At 45.5% G+C, this 14,595-nt stretch carries 15 protein-coding genes; 14 read left to right on the top strand and 1 reads right to left on the bottom strand.

Annotated elements, in window-relative coordinates; translation table 11 throughout:
• Nucleotides 1–9: 9 nt before the first annotated feature.
• The 9 genes from NZ043_RS04260 to NZ043_RS04220 all read left to right on the top strand — a co-directional run bounded on the left by NZ043_RS04260 (nucleotide 10) and on the right by NZ043_RS04220 (nucleotide 9,440).
• Nucleotides 10–519 (top strand): PspC domain-containing protein, encoded by a 510-nt coding sequence (locus NZ043_RS04260; protein ID WP_264935287.1) that lies wholly within the window; start codon nucleotides 10–12, stop codon nucleotides 517–519.
• A 1-nt stretch (nucleotide 520) separates the two neighbouring features.
• Nucleotides 521–1,228, top strand: coding sequence for a PspA/IM30 family protein (locus NZ043_RS04255; RefSeq protein ID WP_339310778.1), 708 nt, complete (start codon nucleotides 521–523; stop codon nucleotides 1,226–1,228).
• A gap of 150 nt (nucleotides 1,229–1,378) precedes the next feature.
• On the top strand, nucleotides 1,379–2,026 hold the full coding sequence (gene liaF, locus NZ043_RS04250) for a cell wall-active antibiotics response protein LiaF (RefSeq protein ID WP_036605686.1): 648 nt from the start codon (nucleotides 1,379–1,381) through the stop codon (nucleotides 2,024–2,026).
• 31 nt (nucleotides 2,027–2,057) lie between these two features.
• The gene (locus tag NZ043_RS04245) at nucleotides 2,058–3,173 is read left to right on the top strand and encodes a sensor histidine kinase (RefSeq protein WP_091037970.1); all 1,116 of its coding nucleotides are present in this window, start codon (nucleotides 2,058–2,060) and stop codon (nucleotides 3,171–3,173) included.
• Nucleotides 3,115–3,783 (top strand): response regulator transcription factor, encoded by a 669-nt coding sequence (locus NZ043_RS04240; RefSeq protein ID WP_091020933.1) that lies wholly within the window; start codon nucleotides 3,115–3,117, stop codon nucleotides 3,781–3,783. Before NZ043_RS04245 ends, NZ043_RS04240 begins: the two co-directional genes overlap by 59 nt.
• A gap of 450 nt (nucleotides 3,784–4,233) precedes the next feature.
• Nucleotides 4,234–4,983 (top strand): YwmB family TATA-box binding protein, encoded by a 750-nt coding sequence (locus NZ043_RS04235; RefSeq protein WP_339310776.1) that lies wholly within the window; start codon nucleotides 4,234–4,236, stop codon nucleotides 4,981–4,983.
• A gap of 215 nt (nucleotides 4,984–5,198) precedes the next feature.
• Complete coding sequence (gene zwf, locus NZ043_RS04230) at nucleotides 5,199–6,749, top strand: glucose-6-phosphate dehydrogenase (protein WP_339310774.1); 1,551 nt, start codon at nucleotides 5,199–5,201, stop codon at nucleotides 6,747–6,749.
• A 356-nt stretch (nucleotides 6,750–7,105) separates the two neighbouring features.
• Nucleotides 7,106–7,504, top strand: coding sequence for a DoxX family protein (locus NZ043_RS04225; protein WP_053783291.1), 399 nt, complete (start codon nucleotides 7,106–7,108; stop codon nucleotides 7,502–7,504).
• A 352-nt stretch (nucleotides 7,505–7,856) separates the two neighbouring features.
• Nucleotides 7,857–9,440: a peptide chain release factor 3 gene (locus tag NZ043_RS04220; RefSeq protein WP_091037965.1), complete on the top strand. Its 1,584-nt coding sequence runs from the start codon at nucleotides 7,857–7,859 to the stop codon at nucleotides 9,438–9,440.
• A gap of 230 nt (nucleotides 9,441–9,670) precedes the next feature.
• Here NZ043_RS04220 and sspI read toward each other — a convergent pair whose 3' ends face one another.
• Nucleotides 9,671–9,904 carry a small acid-soluble spore protein SspI gene (gene sspI / locus NZ043_RS04215; protein WP_036673259.1) on the bottom strand — a complete coding sequence of 78 codons (234 nt, stop codon included), beginning with the start codon at nucleotides 9,902–9,904 and terminating at the stop codon, nucleotides 9,671–9,673.
• 128 nt (nucleotides 9,905–10,032) lie between these two features.
• On the opposite strand from sspI, the gene NZ043_RS04210 reads away from it, so the two are divergent.
• The 5 genes from NZ043_RS04210 to NZ043_RS04190 all read left to right on the top strand — a co-directional run bounded on the left by NZ043_RS04210 (nucleotide 10,033) and on the right by NZ043_RS04190 (nucleotide 14,489).
• Complete coding sequence (locus tag NZ043_RS04210; RefSeq protein ID WP_076211287.1) at nucleotides 10,033–10,734, top strand: TrkA family potassium uptake protein; 702 nt, start codon at nucleotides 10,033–10,035, stop codon at nucleotides 10,732–10,734.
• 26 nt (nucleotides 10,735–10,760) lie between these two features.
• Nucleotides 10,761–11,552, top strand: a complete 792-nt coding sequence (locus NZ043_RS04205; protein ID WP_091038005.1) for an RNA methyltransferase — start codon at nucleotides 10,761–10,763, stop codon at nucleotides 11,550–11,552.
• Between the two features lie 220 nt (nucleotides 11,553–11,772).
• Nucleotides 11,773–12,276 (top strand): SMI1/KNR4 family protein, encoded by a 504-nt coding sequence (locus NZ043_RS04200; protein ID WP_289390356.1) that lies wholly within the window; start codon nucleotides 11,773–11,775, stop codon nucleotides 12,274–12,276.
• Nucleotides 12,277–12,584: 308 nt separating this feature from the next.
• The gene (locus tag NZ043_RS04195) at nucleotides 12,585–13,343 is read left to right on the top strand and encodes an SDR family NAD(P)-dependent oxidoreductase (protein WP_289392890.1); all 759 of its coding nucleotides are present in this window, start codon (nucleotides 12,585–12,587) and stop codon (nucleotides 13,341–13,343) included.
• Between the two features lie 60 nt (nucleotides 13,344–13,403).
• Nucleotides 13,404–14,489, top strand: coding sequence for an alkene reductase (locus tag NZ043_RS04190; RefSeq protein ID WP_249912799.1), 1,086 nt, complete (start codon nucleotides 13,404–13,406; stop codon nucleotides 14,487–14,489).
• Nucleotides 14,490–14,595: the final 106 nt, after the last annotated feature.

Raw genomic sequence — 14,595 nt, 5'->3', positions numbered from 1 at the left:
AGCAAGCACATGAGCAAATTATACCGCTCAACGCGTGACCGGATGTTAACCGGCTTGTGCGGCGGAATTTCCGAAACCATCGGAATGGATTCCACCCTGCTGCGTATCATCTTTGTTATCAGTATCTTCGTAACTGGCGGCACGTCGTTGTTAATATACTTTATTGCAGCACTGGTGGTACCAAAAGAACCGTATCCGCCTTATGATCCATATGGCTACGGTCCGGGCCCAGGCCCTGGTCCTGGTAGAGGATACAACAACTATGATCACCAGCCACCAAGAGGTCCTTTTCAAAATAATCACAACCAGCAAGGTCCTGGTAACTTCGGTCCCGGCCCTGGATTCAACGGCAGACCTCAATCTGGTCCCCGTTCTTATGACAACAACGCCTACGGAGCAGGAGCACCACAAGAAAGTGAACTTGATTCCATGATGAAAGATATCGAGAAAAAAGCACTGAAAAAAGAAGTTGAAGAGCTTCGCCAAAAATTATCTCGTTACGAGAAGGGAGAAAAGTAAAATGGGAGTATTTAAACGGATTAAGGATATGACGAAAGCATCGGTAAATGATATGTTGGATAAAGTAGAGGACCCGATTGTAATGTTGAACCAGTACTTGCGTGATATGGAGGCTGAGATTCATGAGGCAGAGGTAACTGTTGCCAAACAAATGGCAAATGAGCGTCGCATGAAACAACGTTTGGATGAAGCGGAGCGTACTTCGGTACAACGTGAGTCCCAAGCAGAAGCTGCTCTGTCTAACGGTCAGGAAGAAGTGGCACGCAAATTGCTGGAAGAGAAAATCTACTTTGATCAAAAAATTACGGAGTACAGCGAACTGCATGCACAGTCCGAAGCACAAGCAAAAGATCTGTTGCAACAGTTGCATGATATGAAAGATGAGTTCTACAAAATGCGTAACAAACGTAATGAACTCGTATCCCGTGCACAAATGGCAAAAGCCAAAAAACAAATGTCTTCCATCAACAGCTTGCATTCGATCGAAAGTGGCGGCGCATCACTTGGATTCCACCGCATGGAAGAGAAAATCATGCAGCTGGAAGCTGAAGCTGACGTAGCTCGTGCACCTTATCGCAACACATCATCCACGTATACGAATCCTGTAGATGTGGAAAAACAGTTCAAAGTGGATCAGCAATTACAAGCCCTCAAAAACAAAATGGGCAATGGTTCTAAGAATGAAGAGAACGGAACTTCAAAAGAATAACTGTTCGCTTAGTGGACAATATGATATTCTATAAATCGTGTATAATGTACGGTTGGTAGAACAAAAGTTAAGCCATACAGGACTTCATTGCCTGGTATGGCTTTTCCGTTGAATAAAGAGAGATTAACTTACAGAGGAGGTGCGGCGGGGATGAATCAAAAGAGTAAATGGCTTGCAGTTGTCATTATGATTATTGGCACAATGATGTTATTGAATGACAATATTAACTTCCTGACCGCTGCCGCACTGATTCTGTTAACGGTTGGAATGCTTCAAGTCCGCAATGGGGATACCCGCAAAGGTCATCGGTATCTTGGCATTGGTGCGGCACTGTTATTGCTGGATAATTTAATGATTGTATTTTTGATTGTACTTGCGTCTTTAGCTTACTTTTATTCAAAAAACAAAAAGATTCATCTGGACGAAGGCGTTATGAAGAAACAGAATTTCATGGCTCGTTACTACTGGGATCAATCATCCTGGACGTTACGTAGTATGAGTCTGTGGCATGCCATAGGTGAGGTTAACGCCGATCTATCTCTTTCGATTCCGGAGGAGAAACAAACGATTGTGCTGCTGCAAGGAGTTATGGGTAATGTTCGCCTTACGCTACCAGAAGATTATGGTGTGGAGATTGAAGCATCGGTTCTTTTCGGCCGGATTAATCTTCTTGGAGAACAAGATAGCGGCATGATGAACAAATTAGTATGGAGAACGCCTGGATATGAATCCAGTGAACATAAAGCAAAATTTGTCATTTCTTATATTGTTGGCGACCTAAACATCAGTAATCCGTAGTAAAATAGATGAAGAGAAGGAGGAGACCCCGATGAAGACAAAACGACATACCGACATGGTAACCCGAAGTATGGGTGAAGGGATCCTCCTGGTTTTCATTGTACTTGCTGTTATTTTGTATGTATTGTATACATATGGTTATCTTGCTCCGTTTGCAGGCTGGCGTCATCTGATTCAATCGGGTCTGGCTCTATTGCTACTTCTGATTGGAATCGGAGCGGTCTTTGGGTTCTATCAGAGTTATCGGGTTAAACGCCGGCTTGAACTGCTGCGGGAAACACTTCTACTGTGGGAGAAGGGCTCTCTATCCCGCACTGTACCTGATCTGGGCGATGATGATGTGGGTCGTTTAAGTGAGCAACTCGGACGAATCGGAAAAAAGTGGGAAGATCAGGTATCTTCGCTCCAGCGATTATCTACTCATAATGCACAGCTTGCTGAACAATCCAGAATTACGGCTATTGTGGAAGAGCGGCAGCGGCTGGCACGGGAACTGCATGATGCGGTATCGCAGCAATTGTTCGCGATATCCATGACAGCAACGGCTGTTGGACGGAAGATGGAGAAGGATTTTGAACGTGCTCAGCGGCAGGTGGCTTTGATTGAGGAGATGGCTTCGGTAGCTCAGTCCGAGATGCGTGCGTTACTGTTACATCTGCGGCCAGTCTATCTGGAGGGTAAACATCTCGAACAAGGTCTGCGTGATCTGGTGATGGAACTGAAAACAAAAGTACCCATGGACATTGTGCTCGAAATGGACGAAGACATTGATCTGATCAAAGGCATCGAGAATCATCTGTTTCGAATCGTTCAAGAGGCTATGTCCAATACGTTACGGCATGCAAAGGCGGAAAAAATGGAGATACGGATCCAGCGCCGTACTGATGCGATCCGGGTATTAATTCGTGATGATGGGCAAGGCTTCGATCTGGATGAGAATAAACAAGCTTCCTACGGTCTGGCTAACATGCGTGAACGTGTTACGGAGATTGGCGGGGCCATACAATTTGTAACAGCGCCTGGTAAGGGAACGCGGATTGAGATTACGATACCTTTGATGAACGATGAAAGTGAGGAAGAACATGTCAATGGAACCGGAAGTCGAAACGGAGACGGAAACGTCGATCAAAGTATTGCTCGTGGATGATCATGAGATGGTACGTATTGGTCTTGCAGCGGTACTGGATACCGAAGATGGAATTGAAGTTGTTGGTGAAGCAGGTAGTGGAGAGGAAGGCATTCGGCTTGCACAGGAGTATAAGCCTGATGTTGTTCTGATGGACCTGGTTATGGAAGGCATGGATGGCATTGAGGCTACTCGTCAGGTACTTAAAATGTATCCGGAGTGCAAAGTCATCGTATTGACCAGTTACCTGGATGATGAAAAAATGTATCCTGTCATTGAAGCAGGCGCATTCAGTTATCTGTTGAAAACATCAAGAGCCAATGAAGTAGCAGATGCGATTCGCGCAGCCGCTCGTGGGCAATCCGTTCTGGAGTCACAGGTCGCTTCGAAAATGATGAATCGATTCCGGCAGCCACAGGCAGCAGCTCCTTTGCATGATGAATTGACGGACCGGGAAATGGATGTACTCCGGTTGCTCGCAAAAGGTAAATCGAATCAGGACATCGCTGATGATCTGATCATTGGTATCAAGACGGTCAAATTCCATGTTACAAACCTACTGGCAAAATTGGGTGTAGACGACCGTACACAGGCCGCGATCTATGCTTATAAAAACGGACTTGCAGAGTAAGCAAGATCATATGCAATATCATAATCAAGCCAAAGAACCGTGCATTAATGTGCGGAAGTTATAGATAAGAAATGATTATATAAATTGAATTAAAGATTTACACAAAACGGAGAGGACAGAAAGAACCTGAAGAAGCGAAGCTAAAAGCTTTCTGAAAGAAAGCTACTTCGGAAGCATACACTTCGCCTTTATGCCCGAATTTTCACCTTGAAAAAGGGAATCAAAAAATCTGGGGATAACAGCGATCGGAAGGTTGTTCTGTCAGCGGAGTGCGAGTGTAAATATTGATTAGTTCAATTTATCTAGAAAAGGATGAATGGAAAGCTCTGATCTGCCATGCATGTGGCGGGTGGGGCTTTTTTGTTGTGTGCAGAAGAAGTATAGCTAATGTGGGAAAGGGGCATGCTGTTGATAGATTCATAGAATGAAAGAAAGAAGCGGGGGATTCAAATGTTAAATCGTTGGATGACAGCAGGTATTTTGGCAATGGCTATCATTATTCTTATCGGTGTTACACAGGTATACGCAGAGAAAAACGAACCCAAGGTAGCCCAACTGGAACAGTTAATCTATACTGCTGACAGCGTGATTGATAATGTGGATCGTCTGGTTATTAAATGGCAAGGAGAAGGCCGAGGAGATGCACAAGCGCAGACCGCATTATTGGCCAGTCACTTGGGGCTGGAACAACCAGTACGGGTACACCAGACGGGCCATGATGTGTATCGCAGTGAGATGGTTGTTAATGAGGCTACTGGAGCAGCAGGTCTGTTGGTCAATGTCGTTGAGACAGGAGATAACGGCTACTACGCCATCGTACAAATTTCAGGGGATGCACGCACGGATCGGAAGGCATTAATGACAGTACATGAACAGATCGGTCAACTGCTTGTAGACTCAGGGATGAAGGCAAACTGGAATATGTCTGTGCAAGGTACGGCAGCTAATGTTATTAAACGTGATGCGAGTCAGCAGTTAGCACTCATCGAGAAAGACCTGTCCAAAAATGTGGATATCGCCTCCATTGAACGTTATACGGATGTAGCCAGCGCAAGTGTCTCTTATAAGGCGGCTGAGCTGCCCCTATCGATCAAGAGTGGCTCGCACATGTTGAATATGCAACTCGCAGTTCACCAGGTTGGAGACGAGGTCGACAATCGAATTACAGTGGGGTTTCCGGTGATTACGATTGAATATTAAGGGATGAATTTTTCATGAATTAGGACCCAATATTGAGAATCTTTATCAGAAAAATGAGTTTGAAATAGTGCATCCATTCAGTTGATATGCTAAAATGGCATCACATCCAAGAAGGAACTTGCTGGTAATTGACAGTTGTATGTCGTGCATATATAACACCATTACATAGCTCGGGGAGAGCGTGAAGGTTATCTTCCCGGAAGAAAGAGGAGCCCATGGTTGAAAAACAATCGCAAGATGAAGTACAGACACCAGGTGCAGTATTTTTCATTTTTGGAGCAACGGGTGATTTGGCCCGCCGGAAGCTGTTTCCGGCCATCTACAGTCTTTACCGTGAAGGCAAGCTTGCCGAAGACTTTGCGGTTATTGGCGTAGCACGTCGTCCGAGGTCCCCAGAAGAATTCCGGGAAGACATCTATGAATCCATTAAAGAGTTCTGCCGTTATCCAGCGGGGGAACCTGATGAGTGGAACGCTTTTGTCGATCATTTTGAATACAAAGCACTGGATATCAATAATGTGGAAGGATTCAAAGAGCTGCGTGCGCAAACGGAGCATCTGGAATCAAAGTTTAACACGCCGGGGAACCGGCTGTTCTATCTGGCACTGGCACCTGAGCTGTTTGGCAGTGTCTCGTACAGTTTGCGGGACGGCGGTATGTTGGAAAGTCAGGGGTGGAACCGTTTGGTGATCGAAAAACCATTTGGTTATGATCTGCAATCCGCTGAACATCTGAATGAGCAGATTCGTGAGGTATTCCGTGAAGAGGAAATCTATCGGATTGATCATTATCTGGGCAAGGAAATGGTGCAAAATATCGAAGTCATTCGATTTGGAAATGCTTTTTTTGAACCGCTCTGGAACAACAAACATATTGCCAACGTTCAGATTACGCTGGGTGAGACGGTAGGCGTGGAAGAACGTGGCGGTTATTATGATCACTCTGGCGCACTGCGTGATATGGGGCAAAACCATATGCTTCAGATGCTGACGATGATTGCGATGGAACCGCCGAGTCGCTTATTCCCGGAGGACATTCGGGATGAGAAGGTGAAGGTATTACGCTCTCTACGGGCGTTCACCTCGGATGAGGAAGTGAGCAACAACGTTGTGCGGGGGCAGTATGCCGAAGGGGAGTACCGTGGCAAGCAGCTTCCGGGGTATCGCCAGGAAGACAAGGTTGATCCGCAGTCGAATACGGAGACTTATTTTGCAGCACGTGTATTCGTGGATAATTTCCGCTGGGCGGGTGTTCCATTCTACATTCGGACAGGCAAGCGTCTTCCGGTGAAAACAACCGAGATCGTAGTTGAGTTCAAGTCAATGCCAAACAACGTGTACCTTGGGAAAAAGTACAAATTGGAACCAAATCTGCTAGTCATTCGGGTGAATCCGATGGAAGGCATATATATCAAAATTAATGCCAAGAAACCAGGCTCTGATTCCGAAATTCAGCCACTTGCAATGGATTTCTGTCAGAGCTGCATGATTGGAATTAACTCGCCTGAAGCGTATGAACGTCTGCTGCACGATGCAGCAGAGGGTGATTCTACGTACTTCACCCGTTGGGATGAAGTGGCAACAGCCTGGTCCTTTGTGGATCGGATCGCAGCAGCCTGGGGGCAGAATCAAGGAGAGCTTCATACGTACCCTGCTGGAACTTGGGGACCAGAAGCGACAGATAAGCTGCTGGAGCAGGACGGATTCCACTGGTGGCCGGTGAATGGTCAGGACGAGGACAGCGTGATCTGGCAAGTGAACGGTTAGGTTAAGGGAATTAACAACATAAACACTATGACTGAGCCTGGAGACTTCGCAATTTTGCGGTGTCCCCAGGTTTTTTAGCGGGTAAAAGGGAGGTATCCATCATAAGGAAATAAGTAATTTAAATTAAGTTGTTGACAAAAAGTAAGTATGTAACTTATACTCAACACATGAGTTAAAGAGTTACGCAAATGACAAACTTCATCCGGGCAAACGTTTCGGATAAGTTATCATTCATGAGATAAAATGTAAACCAGTTGAAGGGGTTTGCGTCACAGAGAATCATGAAAAAAATATGCATAATATCTTTAATCTAAGAATACTATTTTGTATATATTGAATGGAGGAAAAAGAAAATGATGTTGGATGTAGGGTTGTTGTTGATTCGTTTGGTGATTGGATTGTCGTTCATGGCGCACGGGGCTCAAAAGCTGTTTGGTTGGTTCGGAGGTTACGGGATTAAGGGTACAGGCGGCTGGTTTGAGTCGATGGGCATGAAGCCCGGTGCATTGGTGGCGCTGCTGGCTGGACTCGCGGAATTCGGTGGCGGATTGCTGCTGGCTCTGGGTCTGCTCACACCGGTAGGTGGCATTCTGATTGCATTGACGATGGTCATCGCGATTGTGAAAGTCCATGGAGCGAACGGATACTGGTCCACGCAGAACGGATTCGAATATAATCTCGCGATTCTGGTGGTTGGTGTAGCTCTGGCCCTGACAGGTGGCGGACAATACGCGCTGGATGCATTGATTTTCTAAACCCGATAAATAAAAATGAATGAGGAGTGCCTGGATGCCATGGAAATGGCTGAAGGGTGCTTTTTTTTTTGCAAATGAAAAGAGAGAATCTGCTGTAGTAATCGGTTATTTTCGGTACAGATTATGGTACAATAGGAGAGTTGGGTTAAGAAGCAGTTCACGGTATACATGAAAGCACAGATTTGAGGAGGATGAACTCCATTGTAAATGTGTAAAATTAATCTAGTGAGTAAATACCTAGTACGTAAAAACTCGTGTACAATCAACCGGCCTCGCCGGATTGCATAAAGATTGAATGATGGACCGGCCATGCCGGATTAACGTGAATGAACGGACGAAAGGGATTAAACCTATGAGCAAAGCTGCAAATGATATTCTTCAACAGGAAGTGGACAAACGCCGGACGTTTGCCATTATCTCTCACCCGGATGCGGGTAAAACCACACTGACCGAGAAACTGTTGCTGTTCGGGGGCGCGATTCGCCTTGCGGGAACGGTAAAAGCTCGGAAAGCCAGCAAACACGCAACCAGTGACTGGATGGAAATTGAGAAACAACGGGGGATCTCGGTTACCTCTTCCGTAATGCAATTTGATTACCTGAACCATCGCGTTAACATTCTGGATACACCGGGTCACCAGGATTTCAGTGAAGATACGTATCGTACACTGACGGCTGCCGATAGCGCGGTGATGTTGATTGACGTGGCAAAAGGTGTCGAGGCACAAACGATCAAGTTGTTCCAGGTATGTGCGAAGCGTGGGATTCCAATCTTTACGTTTATCAACAAACTTGACCGTGAGGGTAAAAGCCCATTTGATCTGATGGAAGAACTTGAAAATGTACTGGGTATCCGTTCAGTTCCGATGAACTGGCCTATTGGTACAGGTCGCGAGCTGTGCGGTGTGTATGACCGGATGAAAAATCAGGTGGAGTTGTTCCAAGGGGACGATCACTCGACAATTAAAGTTCAGAAAGTAAACGGTTATACAGATCCAATTATCCGTGAGATGGCAGGAGAATATCTGCATGATCAGTTAATTCAGGATCTGGAGCTTTTGGACGTTGCGGGAGATCCGTTTGATATGGAGAAGGTTCAACGCGGCGAATTGACCCCTATTTTCTTCGGTAGTGCGATTAACAATTTCGGCGTGCAGACCTTCCTGGAGAATTTCCTGGAACTGGCACCGAAGCCTGAACCACGCCGCAGTACGGCAGGAGAGATTCAGCCAACGAATGAGAAATTCAGCGGTTATGTATTCAAGATTCAAGCGAACATGAACCCGGCACACCGGGATCGTATTGCGTTCCTGCGTATTGTATCAGGCAAGTTCCAACGTGGAATGAGTGTGAAGCATACTCGTGTGGGTAAAGAGATCAAGCTGTCACAGCCACAGCAATTCCTGGCACAAGATCGGGATATTGTGGAAGAGGCGTATGCCGGCGATATTATCGGTTTGTTCGATCCGGGTATCTTCCGGATTGGCGATTCACTGAGCCAAGGCAGCGAGGTTATCTTTGAAGAGTTGCCAACGTTCTCGCCAGAGATTTTCGCTAAAGTTACCGTTAAAAATGCGTTGAAACATAAACAGTACCAAAAAGGAATTGATCAGTTGACGGAGGAAGGAACCATTCAGGTGTTCCAGACGGCAAGTTTCGACGAGACAATCCTCGGCGTAATTGGTCAACTACAGTTTGAGGTATTTGAATACCGGATGAAAGGTGAATATGGGGTAGACGTGCAATTGCAGCGTATGCCTTATCAGTTCGCTCGCTGGATCGTGGACGAGAATCTGGACCCAAGCAAATTCCGGATTAACTCTGCGCTTGTAAAAGACAAAAAAGGGAATTATGTGGTGCTCTTCGAAAATGAGTATGCCATGAGAACGGCTATGGATAAAAATCCTACAGCCAAGTTCCTGGAGACTGCACCTTAAGTGACGGTCCACGTATTCTGTGGTAATCAGTTAATGTGTTAGTTAAACGTGACAAGTTCATGTGATGAGATAGAGCTTGTTAAAAATAAGATCCCTCCGCCAATTGGCAGAGGGATCTATTGCTATACACCTTACTTAGAGGCGGGGTATGATCCAGCCGAATAAGGGAAAGCTTTCTTTTGCAGACAGAACAAACGGTTTGATGGTTACCTTACCCTTCAATGCTTCGATTAACGAAGCGGTTGAACGGGAATGGTGTGCAGATGCTCCTGCGCGATTTGAATGAGTTCTTCCTGCTTGGCAGGTTCTGTGTTCTTCCAGATCATCTCGAAAATGGCGCCAAGTCCAGGTAATGCAGCTTCTGGTCCATCTACTGAACCTTCAATCATCTCCCGGAGCTGATCATCACTCTTATCATGAACTTTATGAACAATCGCTTCACGCAGGCTTAATGTAATGGGCATCGCAATTCCCTCCTCGTATATTCGGCTGCTCTAATACTGTTCCCTGCGAAGCGCGAGCGCATTCAAGTTTATCGGGCTTTGTGGTATACTACGAAGGATTATTTACGTTAGCATGGGTATCCGTAATGATGCGTCATGCTGAAGTGCAGCGGGAGGTTAAGACCCTAATGGCCAAGAAACAGTATGCCGTAATTGGCATGGGACGGTTCGGATCAAGTGTTGCCAATGCACTGAGTGGCATGGGATTCGACGTGCTGGCAATTGATGCGGACGAGCAGCGGACTCAGGAAATGTCCAATGTGGTGACCCATGCGGTATCGGCAGATTCAACAGATGAAGAAGCGCTGCGTGCGCTGGGCATACGGAATTTCGACGTTGTCGTTGTGGCAATTGGTGAAGATATACAGGCGAGTATTCTGACAACCTTGATATTGAAAGATATGGGTGTACCGGTGCTGATCGTAAAAGCTCAAAATGAGCTTCATGGTAAGGTGCTGCAAAAGATTGGCGCAGATAAAGTCATCTATCCTGAGCGGGATATGGGACTGCGCGTAGCCCATCATCTGACCTCGCCTAATATACTGGATTACATCGAGTTATCTGAGGATTACAGCATTTTGGAGATGAGAGCTTCCGAGCAAATGATCGGTAAGAACCTGATGGAATTAAACATCCGGGCGCGTTTTGGGTGTAACGTGATGGCGATTCGCAGTGGGAATTCGATGAACATCTCGCCGTACGCGGAGGACCGGATCGAAGCTGGAGATGTGCTGATCATTGTAGGTCACAAGGATCATTTGACGAAAATGGAGCTTGCGTATCCGAAGTGATGGATGCAGATGGGAAGGATGGAAAGATGGATATTGTATCACCGCAAAATACACGTGTAAAAGAATGGGCACAGCTGCTGGAGAAAAAGCATCGTACCCGTCAACATAAATATATTATTGAGGGCATTCATCTGGTACAGGAAGCATTGCGGGTCGGAGCGGATCTGGAGTGCATCGTCTACGATGGAGAGCAAGGCGTACCTAGCGAACTCGCCGGGCTTGAGAACCCGCTACAGCGTGTAGAGTGGGTTAGTGTATCTCCTGCGGTTATCGCCAAATGTACGGATACGATGACACCACAGCCTGTATTCGCAATTGTGCGTAAAGGCAGTGAACCACTGGAAAGCCTAATGACCGGAGCTCGTGGGCTTGTTGTGGTGCTGGACGGAGTGCAAGACCCGGGTAATGTGGGGACGATCATCCGTAGTGCGGACGCAGCTGGAGCAGCGGGGGTTGTACTTGGTGCTGGCTGTGCTGATGTATATAACCCGAAGACGATTCGCTCGACGATGGGGTCATTGTTTCATCTGCCCATTGTGGAGGGCCAGTTGGAATCCTTGCTTCCCGAAGCGAAGGCCGCGGGCGTGAAGCTGGTAAGTACTTCTTTGCAGGCAGAGCATTCATGTTATAGTTATGATTTTACGCAGTCGGTATGGCTTGTCATTGGTAACGAAGGCAAAGGCATCTCGGATGCTACGGCACGTTTGGTAGATGATGCGATTACGATCCCGATGCAGGGGCAGGCAGAGTCGCTTAACGCCGCAATGGCGGCAACGATTCTGTTATTTGAGGCGATGAGACAGCGGATGTTTAACTAACTAATAATTCCTGTCCAATTTAAAATTAACTGTCCCTAACTAAAATTAACTTTCCCCCAAATACCAAAGGCTGGAACCTGGTTGCCGCTTTTCTCGGGCCATGTTTCCAGTCTTTTTGTCTTTCTCTTTGAAGCACCACAGCAGGGATTTTCCATTCAAATCCCGAATAGGTGATATAGTTTCTATTTCTTAAGCTGATGGGCAGGTGTTCATTTTGGAAATGAATAATGGAAAAGGAAACACTCTCTTTAGGGAATTTATGACTTGGGCTGGGGAAAAGGGCTGGGACATAATGAGTAAATCCGGTTCGCAGCTACATTTAAACAGCGGCATTACTTCAAGATATAAAGGACTTCCAGATGAATATTTAGAATTTCTAAATGTAGTTGAAAAATGCGTTGCACCGGATGAGCAAACCTGGTTTATTTGTGAGGCTGAGTTTAACAATAGCACGGAGACCGCATTCCAATGGAATGAATTTGAAATGCTTAGTTTGGAGGCAGCAGAGGGTGATTCTATTTGGCAGTCAGAGATAACGGCCTGGTGGGATCATCACTTGCCGATCGTAATGTCTGTGAAAGATGGATATTCCTTCTATGCCATTGACTTAACAACCGACAATGGAGCTATTGTCCGTGGATGTGAACCTGAATTTGAAGAGGTTGAAAAGGTATCCGATTCGTTTGGAGAATTTCTGGCATGGATGATGTCGAATTCAGTTTAGCGTAGCTAGGAAAGGTTGATGGTTATACTTGTGGCCAGCGGCCTGATATTAGATTATTCAATGAAAGAACTTATGAAACGTATAGGAATTCTTAACTTATGATATAAAAATAGTTTATATAGCGTGATTTATTCACATTTAAGTATGTTCCAAGCTTATTTTATATATATAAAATAATTCTTTACTGTTCGTTCTAGAAATGATATGCTAACAGCAAGTTAGATCTAACTGTTTTTTTGCATAATAAAGAACGATCGTTCTCAAAACTAAAATTACACTAATCTAAAGAATATGAGGGAGAGAATATGATGAAATACACAGTGATTACAGGAGCAAGTTCAGGAATTGGATATGAAACAGCATTGGCATTTGCAACACGGGGTAAAAACTTGATTTTGGTAGCTAGAAGATTGGATAAGTTGGAAGAGCTTAAATCGACTATTCAGGGCATCGACCCTAAAGTAAATGTTATCGTTCATACAAGCGACTTGTCTGTTACCGCAGAGGCGTACACGCTATATAACGATTTGAAGGAATATGAAATTGAGACTTGGATCAATAATGCAGGGCTTGGAGAAGGCTCGTTCATTGCTGAACAGAATTTGGATAAAGTGGAGACCATGCTGCGTGTTAACATCGAATCTTTGACCATTCTCTCTACATTGTATGTGCGAGATTATGCGAATGTCGAAGGTACTCAATTGATTAACGTCTCATCCGCACTTGGATATGCGATTGCTGTAGGCAGTGTTGCTTATTCTGCATCGAAATACTATGTTAGTGCCTTCACAGAAGGTCTTGCCAAAGAACTGGAACTGAAAGGTGCAAAACTAAAAGCGAAGATCCTGGCACCAGCGATCACGGAAACAGAATTTGTACAAAAATCAATAGATGCTGAAGGATTTGATTACAAAGCGAATATGTCCAAATACCACACGGCCAAAGAAATGGCTGGATTTATGGTAGATCTCTATGATTCCAATGAAGTGGTTGTAGGGATTGTAGATCAGAACTATGATTTTCAGCTGACAGGTGCAATCTACCCAGTGATTTCAGAATTGAATTAATACAGCAGAATCTATAGGATACATTTACAAAATCCCAAATAAGAAGAGGAGTACAATCCATTGGAAAAGATATGGAGTAAAACAAAGATTGGCAACATGGAATTGCCTCATCGACTAGCGATGGCACCTATGACACGCAGTCGAGCACAAGAAGATGGTACACCTGGAGAGTTGGCGGCACTTTATTATGCTCAGCGTGCAACGATGGGACTTCTGATTACGGAAGGAACACAACCATCTGATGATGGACAGGGATACTTGTGGTCACCTGGCATCTACACCGATAAGCATATTGAAGGATGGAAAAAGGTAACGGATGCGGTGCATGAAGCTGGCGGATATGTATATATCCAATTAATGCATGCGGGTCGCATGTCACATCCAGATAATACCCCGCATCATCGTCAACCGGTTGCTCCATCTGCAATCGCACCGGGTGTAGAAATGTTTACGGCTACAGGGATGCAGGATATCCCCGTTCCCCGGGAATTGAGTCAGGAGGATATTCAAACGACCATTGTCGATTTCCGAAAAGCAGCCGCCGCAGCGATCGAAGCAGGGGCGGATGGCGTTGAGATTCATGGGGCTAACGGATACTTAATCAATCAATTTTTAGGAGAAAATTCGAATACACGCACAGATGAGTATGGCGGATCTATTGAAAATCGTGCTCGCTTTGCGATTGAAGTAACCAAAGCCATCGTGGAGGAAATAGGGGCAGAACGAACAGGCTTCCGTATCTCACCAGGGACACCGCTGGGTGGAATTCAAGATGGCGAACAAGGTCCTGATCTGTATCGCTACCTTGTAAAAGAATTAGCTCAATTGGATTTGGCTTACCTTCATGTTATGCATCTTGGAGATGAGAACCTACTCCAAGACATTCGTTCGATCTGGCAAAATCCATTGCTGGTCAATCGGGCTGGAAGAACGTTGGATGATCTCAGTGTCGATTTAGATCGTGGTCTCGCTGATGTGGTACCTGTAGGTGTATGGTCCTTAGCTAATCCAGATTTGGTGGAACGACTTCAACAAAGTGCGCCACTGAATGAAGCAGATCCGACAACATTCTTTGGATTGGGAAGTAAGGGCTACACGGATTATCCTACGTTGGAAGAATTAAAGTCACAACAGGGGCTACACTAGCACAAAGTATGGAACATGGCGTACAACTGAACACTGCGCGCCATGTTCCTAACATAAGTTGAACTAATCATTTTACACGATAACAGCGAATGGAAGGTTGTTCTGT

Source organism: Paenibacillus sp. FSL k6-2145, assembly GCF_037976585.1.
GTDB lineage: Bacteria > Bacillota > Bacilli > Paenibacillales > Paenibacillaceae > Paenibacillus.
Note: the sequence above shows the minus strand (reverse complement) of the source record. Positions and strands in the feature narration are given on the sequence as shown.

Excerpts from the sequence above, each read along its gene's own strand:
- NZ043_RS04210 (WP_076211287.1), top strand. The coding sequence starts at position 10,033 with ATGCGTCATGCTGAAGTGCAGCGGGAGGTTAAGACCCTAATGGCCAAG.
- NZ043_RS04225 (WP_053783291.1), top strand. The coding sequence starts at position 7,106 with ATGTTGGATGTAGGGTTGTTGTTGATTCGTTTGGTGATTGGATTGTCG.
- NZ043_RS04245 (WP_091037970.1), top strand. The coding sequence starts at position 2,058 with ATGAAGACAAAACGACATACCGACATGGTAACCCGAAGTATGGGTGAA.
- NZ043_RS04200 (WP_289390356.1), top strand. The coding sequence starts at position 11,773 with ATGAATAATGGAAAAGGAAACACTCTCTTTAGGGAATTTATGACTTGG.
- zwf (WP_339310774.1), top strand. The coding sequence starts at position 5,199 with ATGGTTGAAAAACAATCGCAAGATGAAGTACAGACACCAGGTGCAGTA.
- NZ043_RS04240 (WP_091020933.1), top strand. The coding sequence starts at position 3,115 with ATGGAACCGGAAGTCGAAACGGAGACGGAAACGTCGATCAAAGTATTG.
- NZ043_RS04260 (WP_264935287.1), top strand. The coding sequence starts at position 10 with ATGAGCAAATTATACCGCTCAACGCGTGACCGGATGTTAACCGGCTTG.
- NZ043_RS04255 (WP_339310778.1), top strand. The coding sequence starts at position 521 with ATGGGAGTATTTAAACGGATTAAGGATATGACGAAAGCATCGGTAAAT.
- NZ043_RS04220 (WP_091037965.1), top strand. The coding sequence starts at position 7,857 with ATGAGCAAAGCTGCAAATGATATTCTTCAACAGGAAGTGGACAAACGC.
- NZ043_RS04205 (WP_091038005.1), top strand. The coding sequence starts at position 10,761 with ATGGATATTGTATCACCGCAAAATACACGTGTAAAAGAATGGGCACAG.
- liaF (WP_036605686.1), top strand. The coding sequence starts at position 1,379 with ATGAATCAAAAGAGTAAATGGCTTGCAGTTGTCATTATGATTATTGGC.
- NZ043_RS04235 (WP_339310776.1), top strand. The coding sequence starts at position 4,234 with ATGTTAAATCGTTGGATGACAGCAGGTATTTTGGCAATGGCTATCATT.
- NZ043_RS04195 (WP_289392890.1), top strand. The coding sequence starts at position 12,585 with ATGAAATACACAGTGATTACAGGAGCAAGTTCAGGAATTGGATATGAA.
- sspI (WP_036673259.1), bottom strand. The coding sequence starts at position 9,904 with ATGCCCATTACATTAAGCCTGCGTGAAGCGATTGTTCATAAAGTTCAT.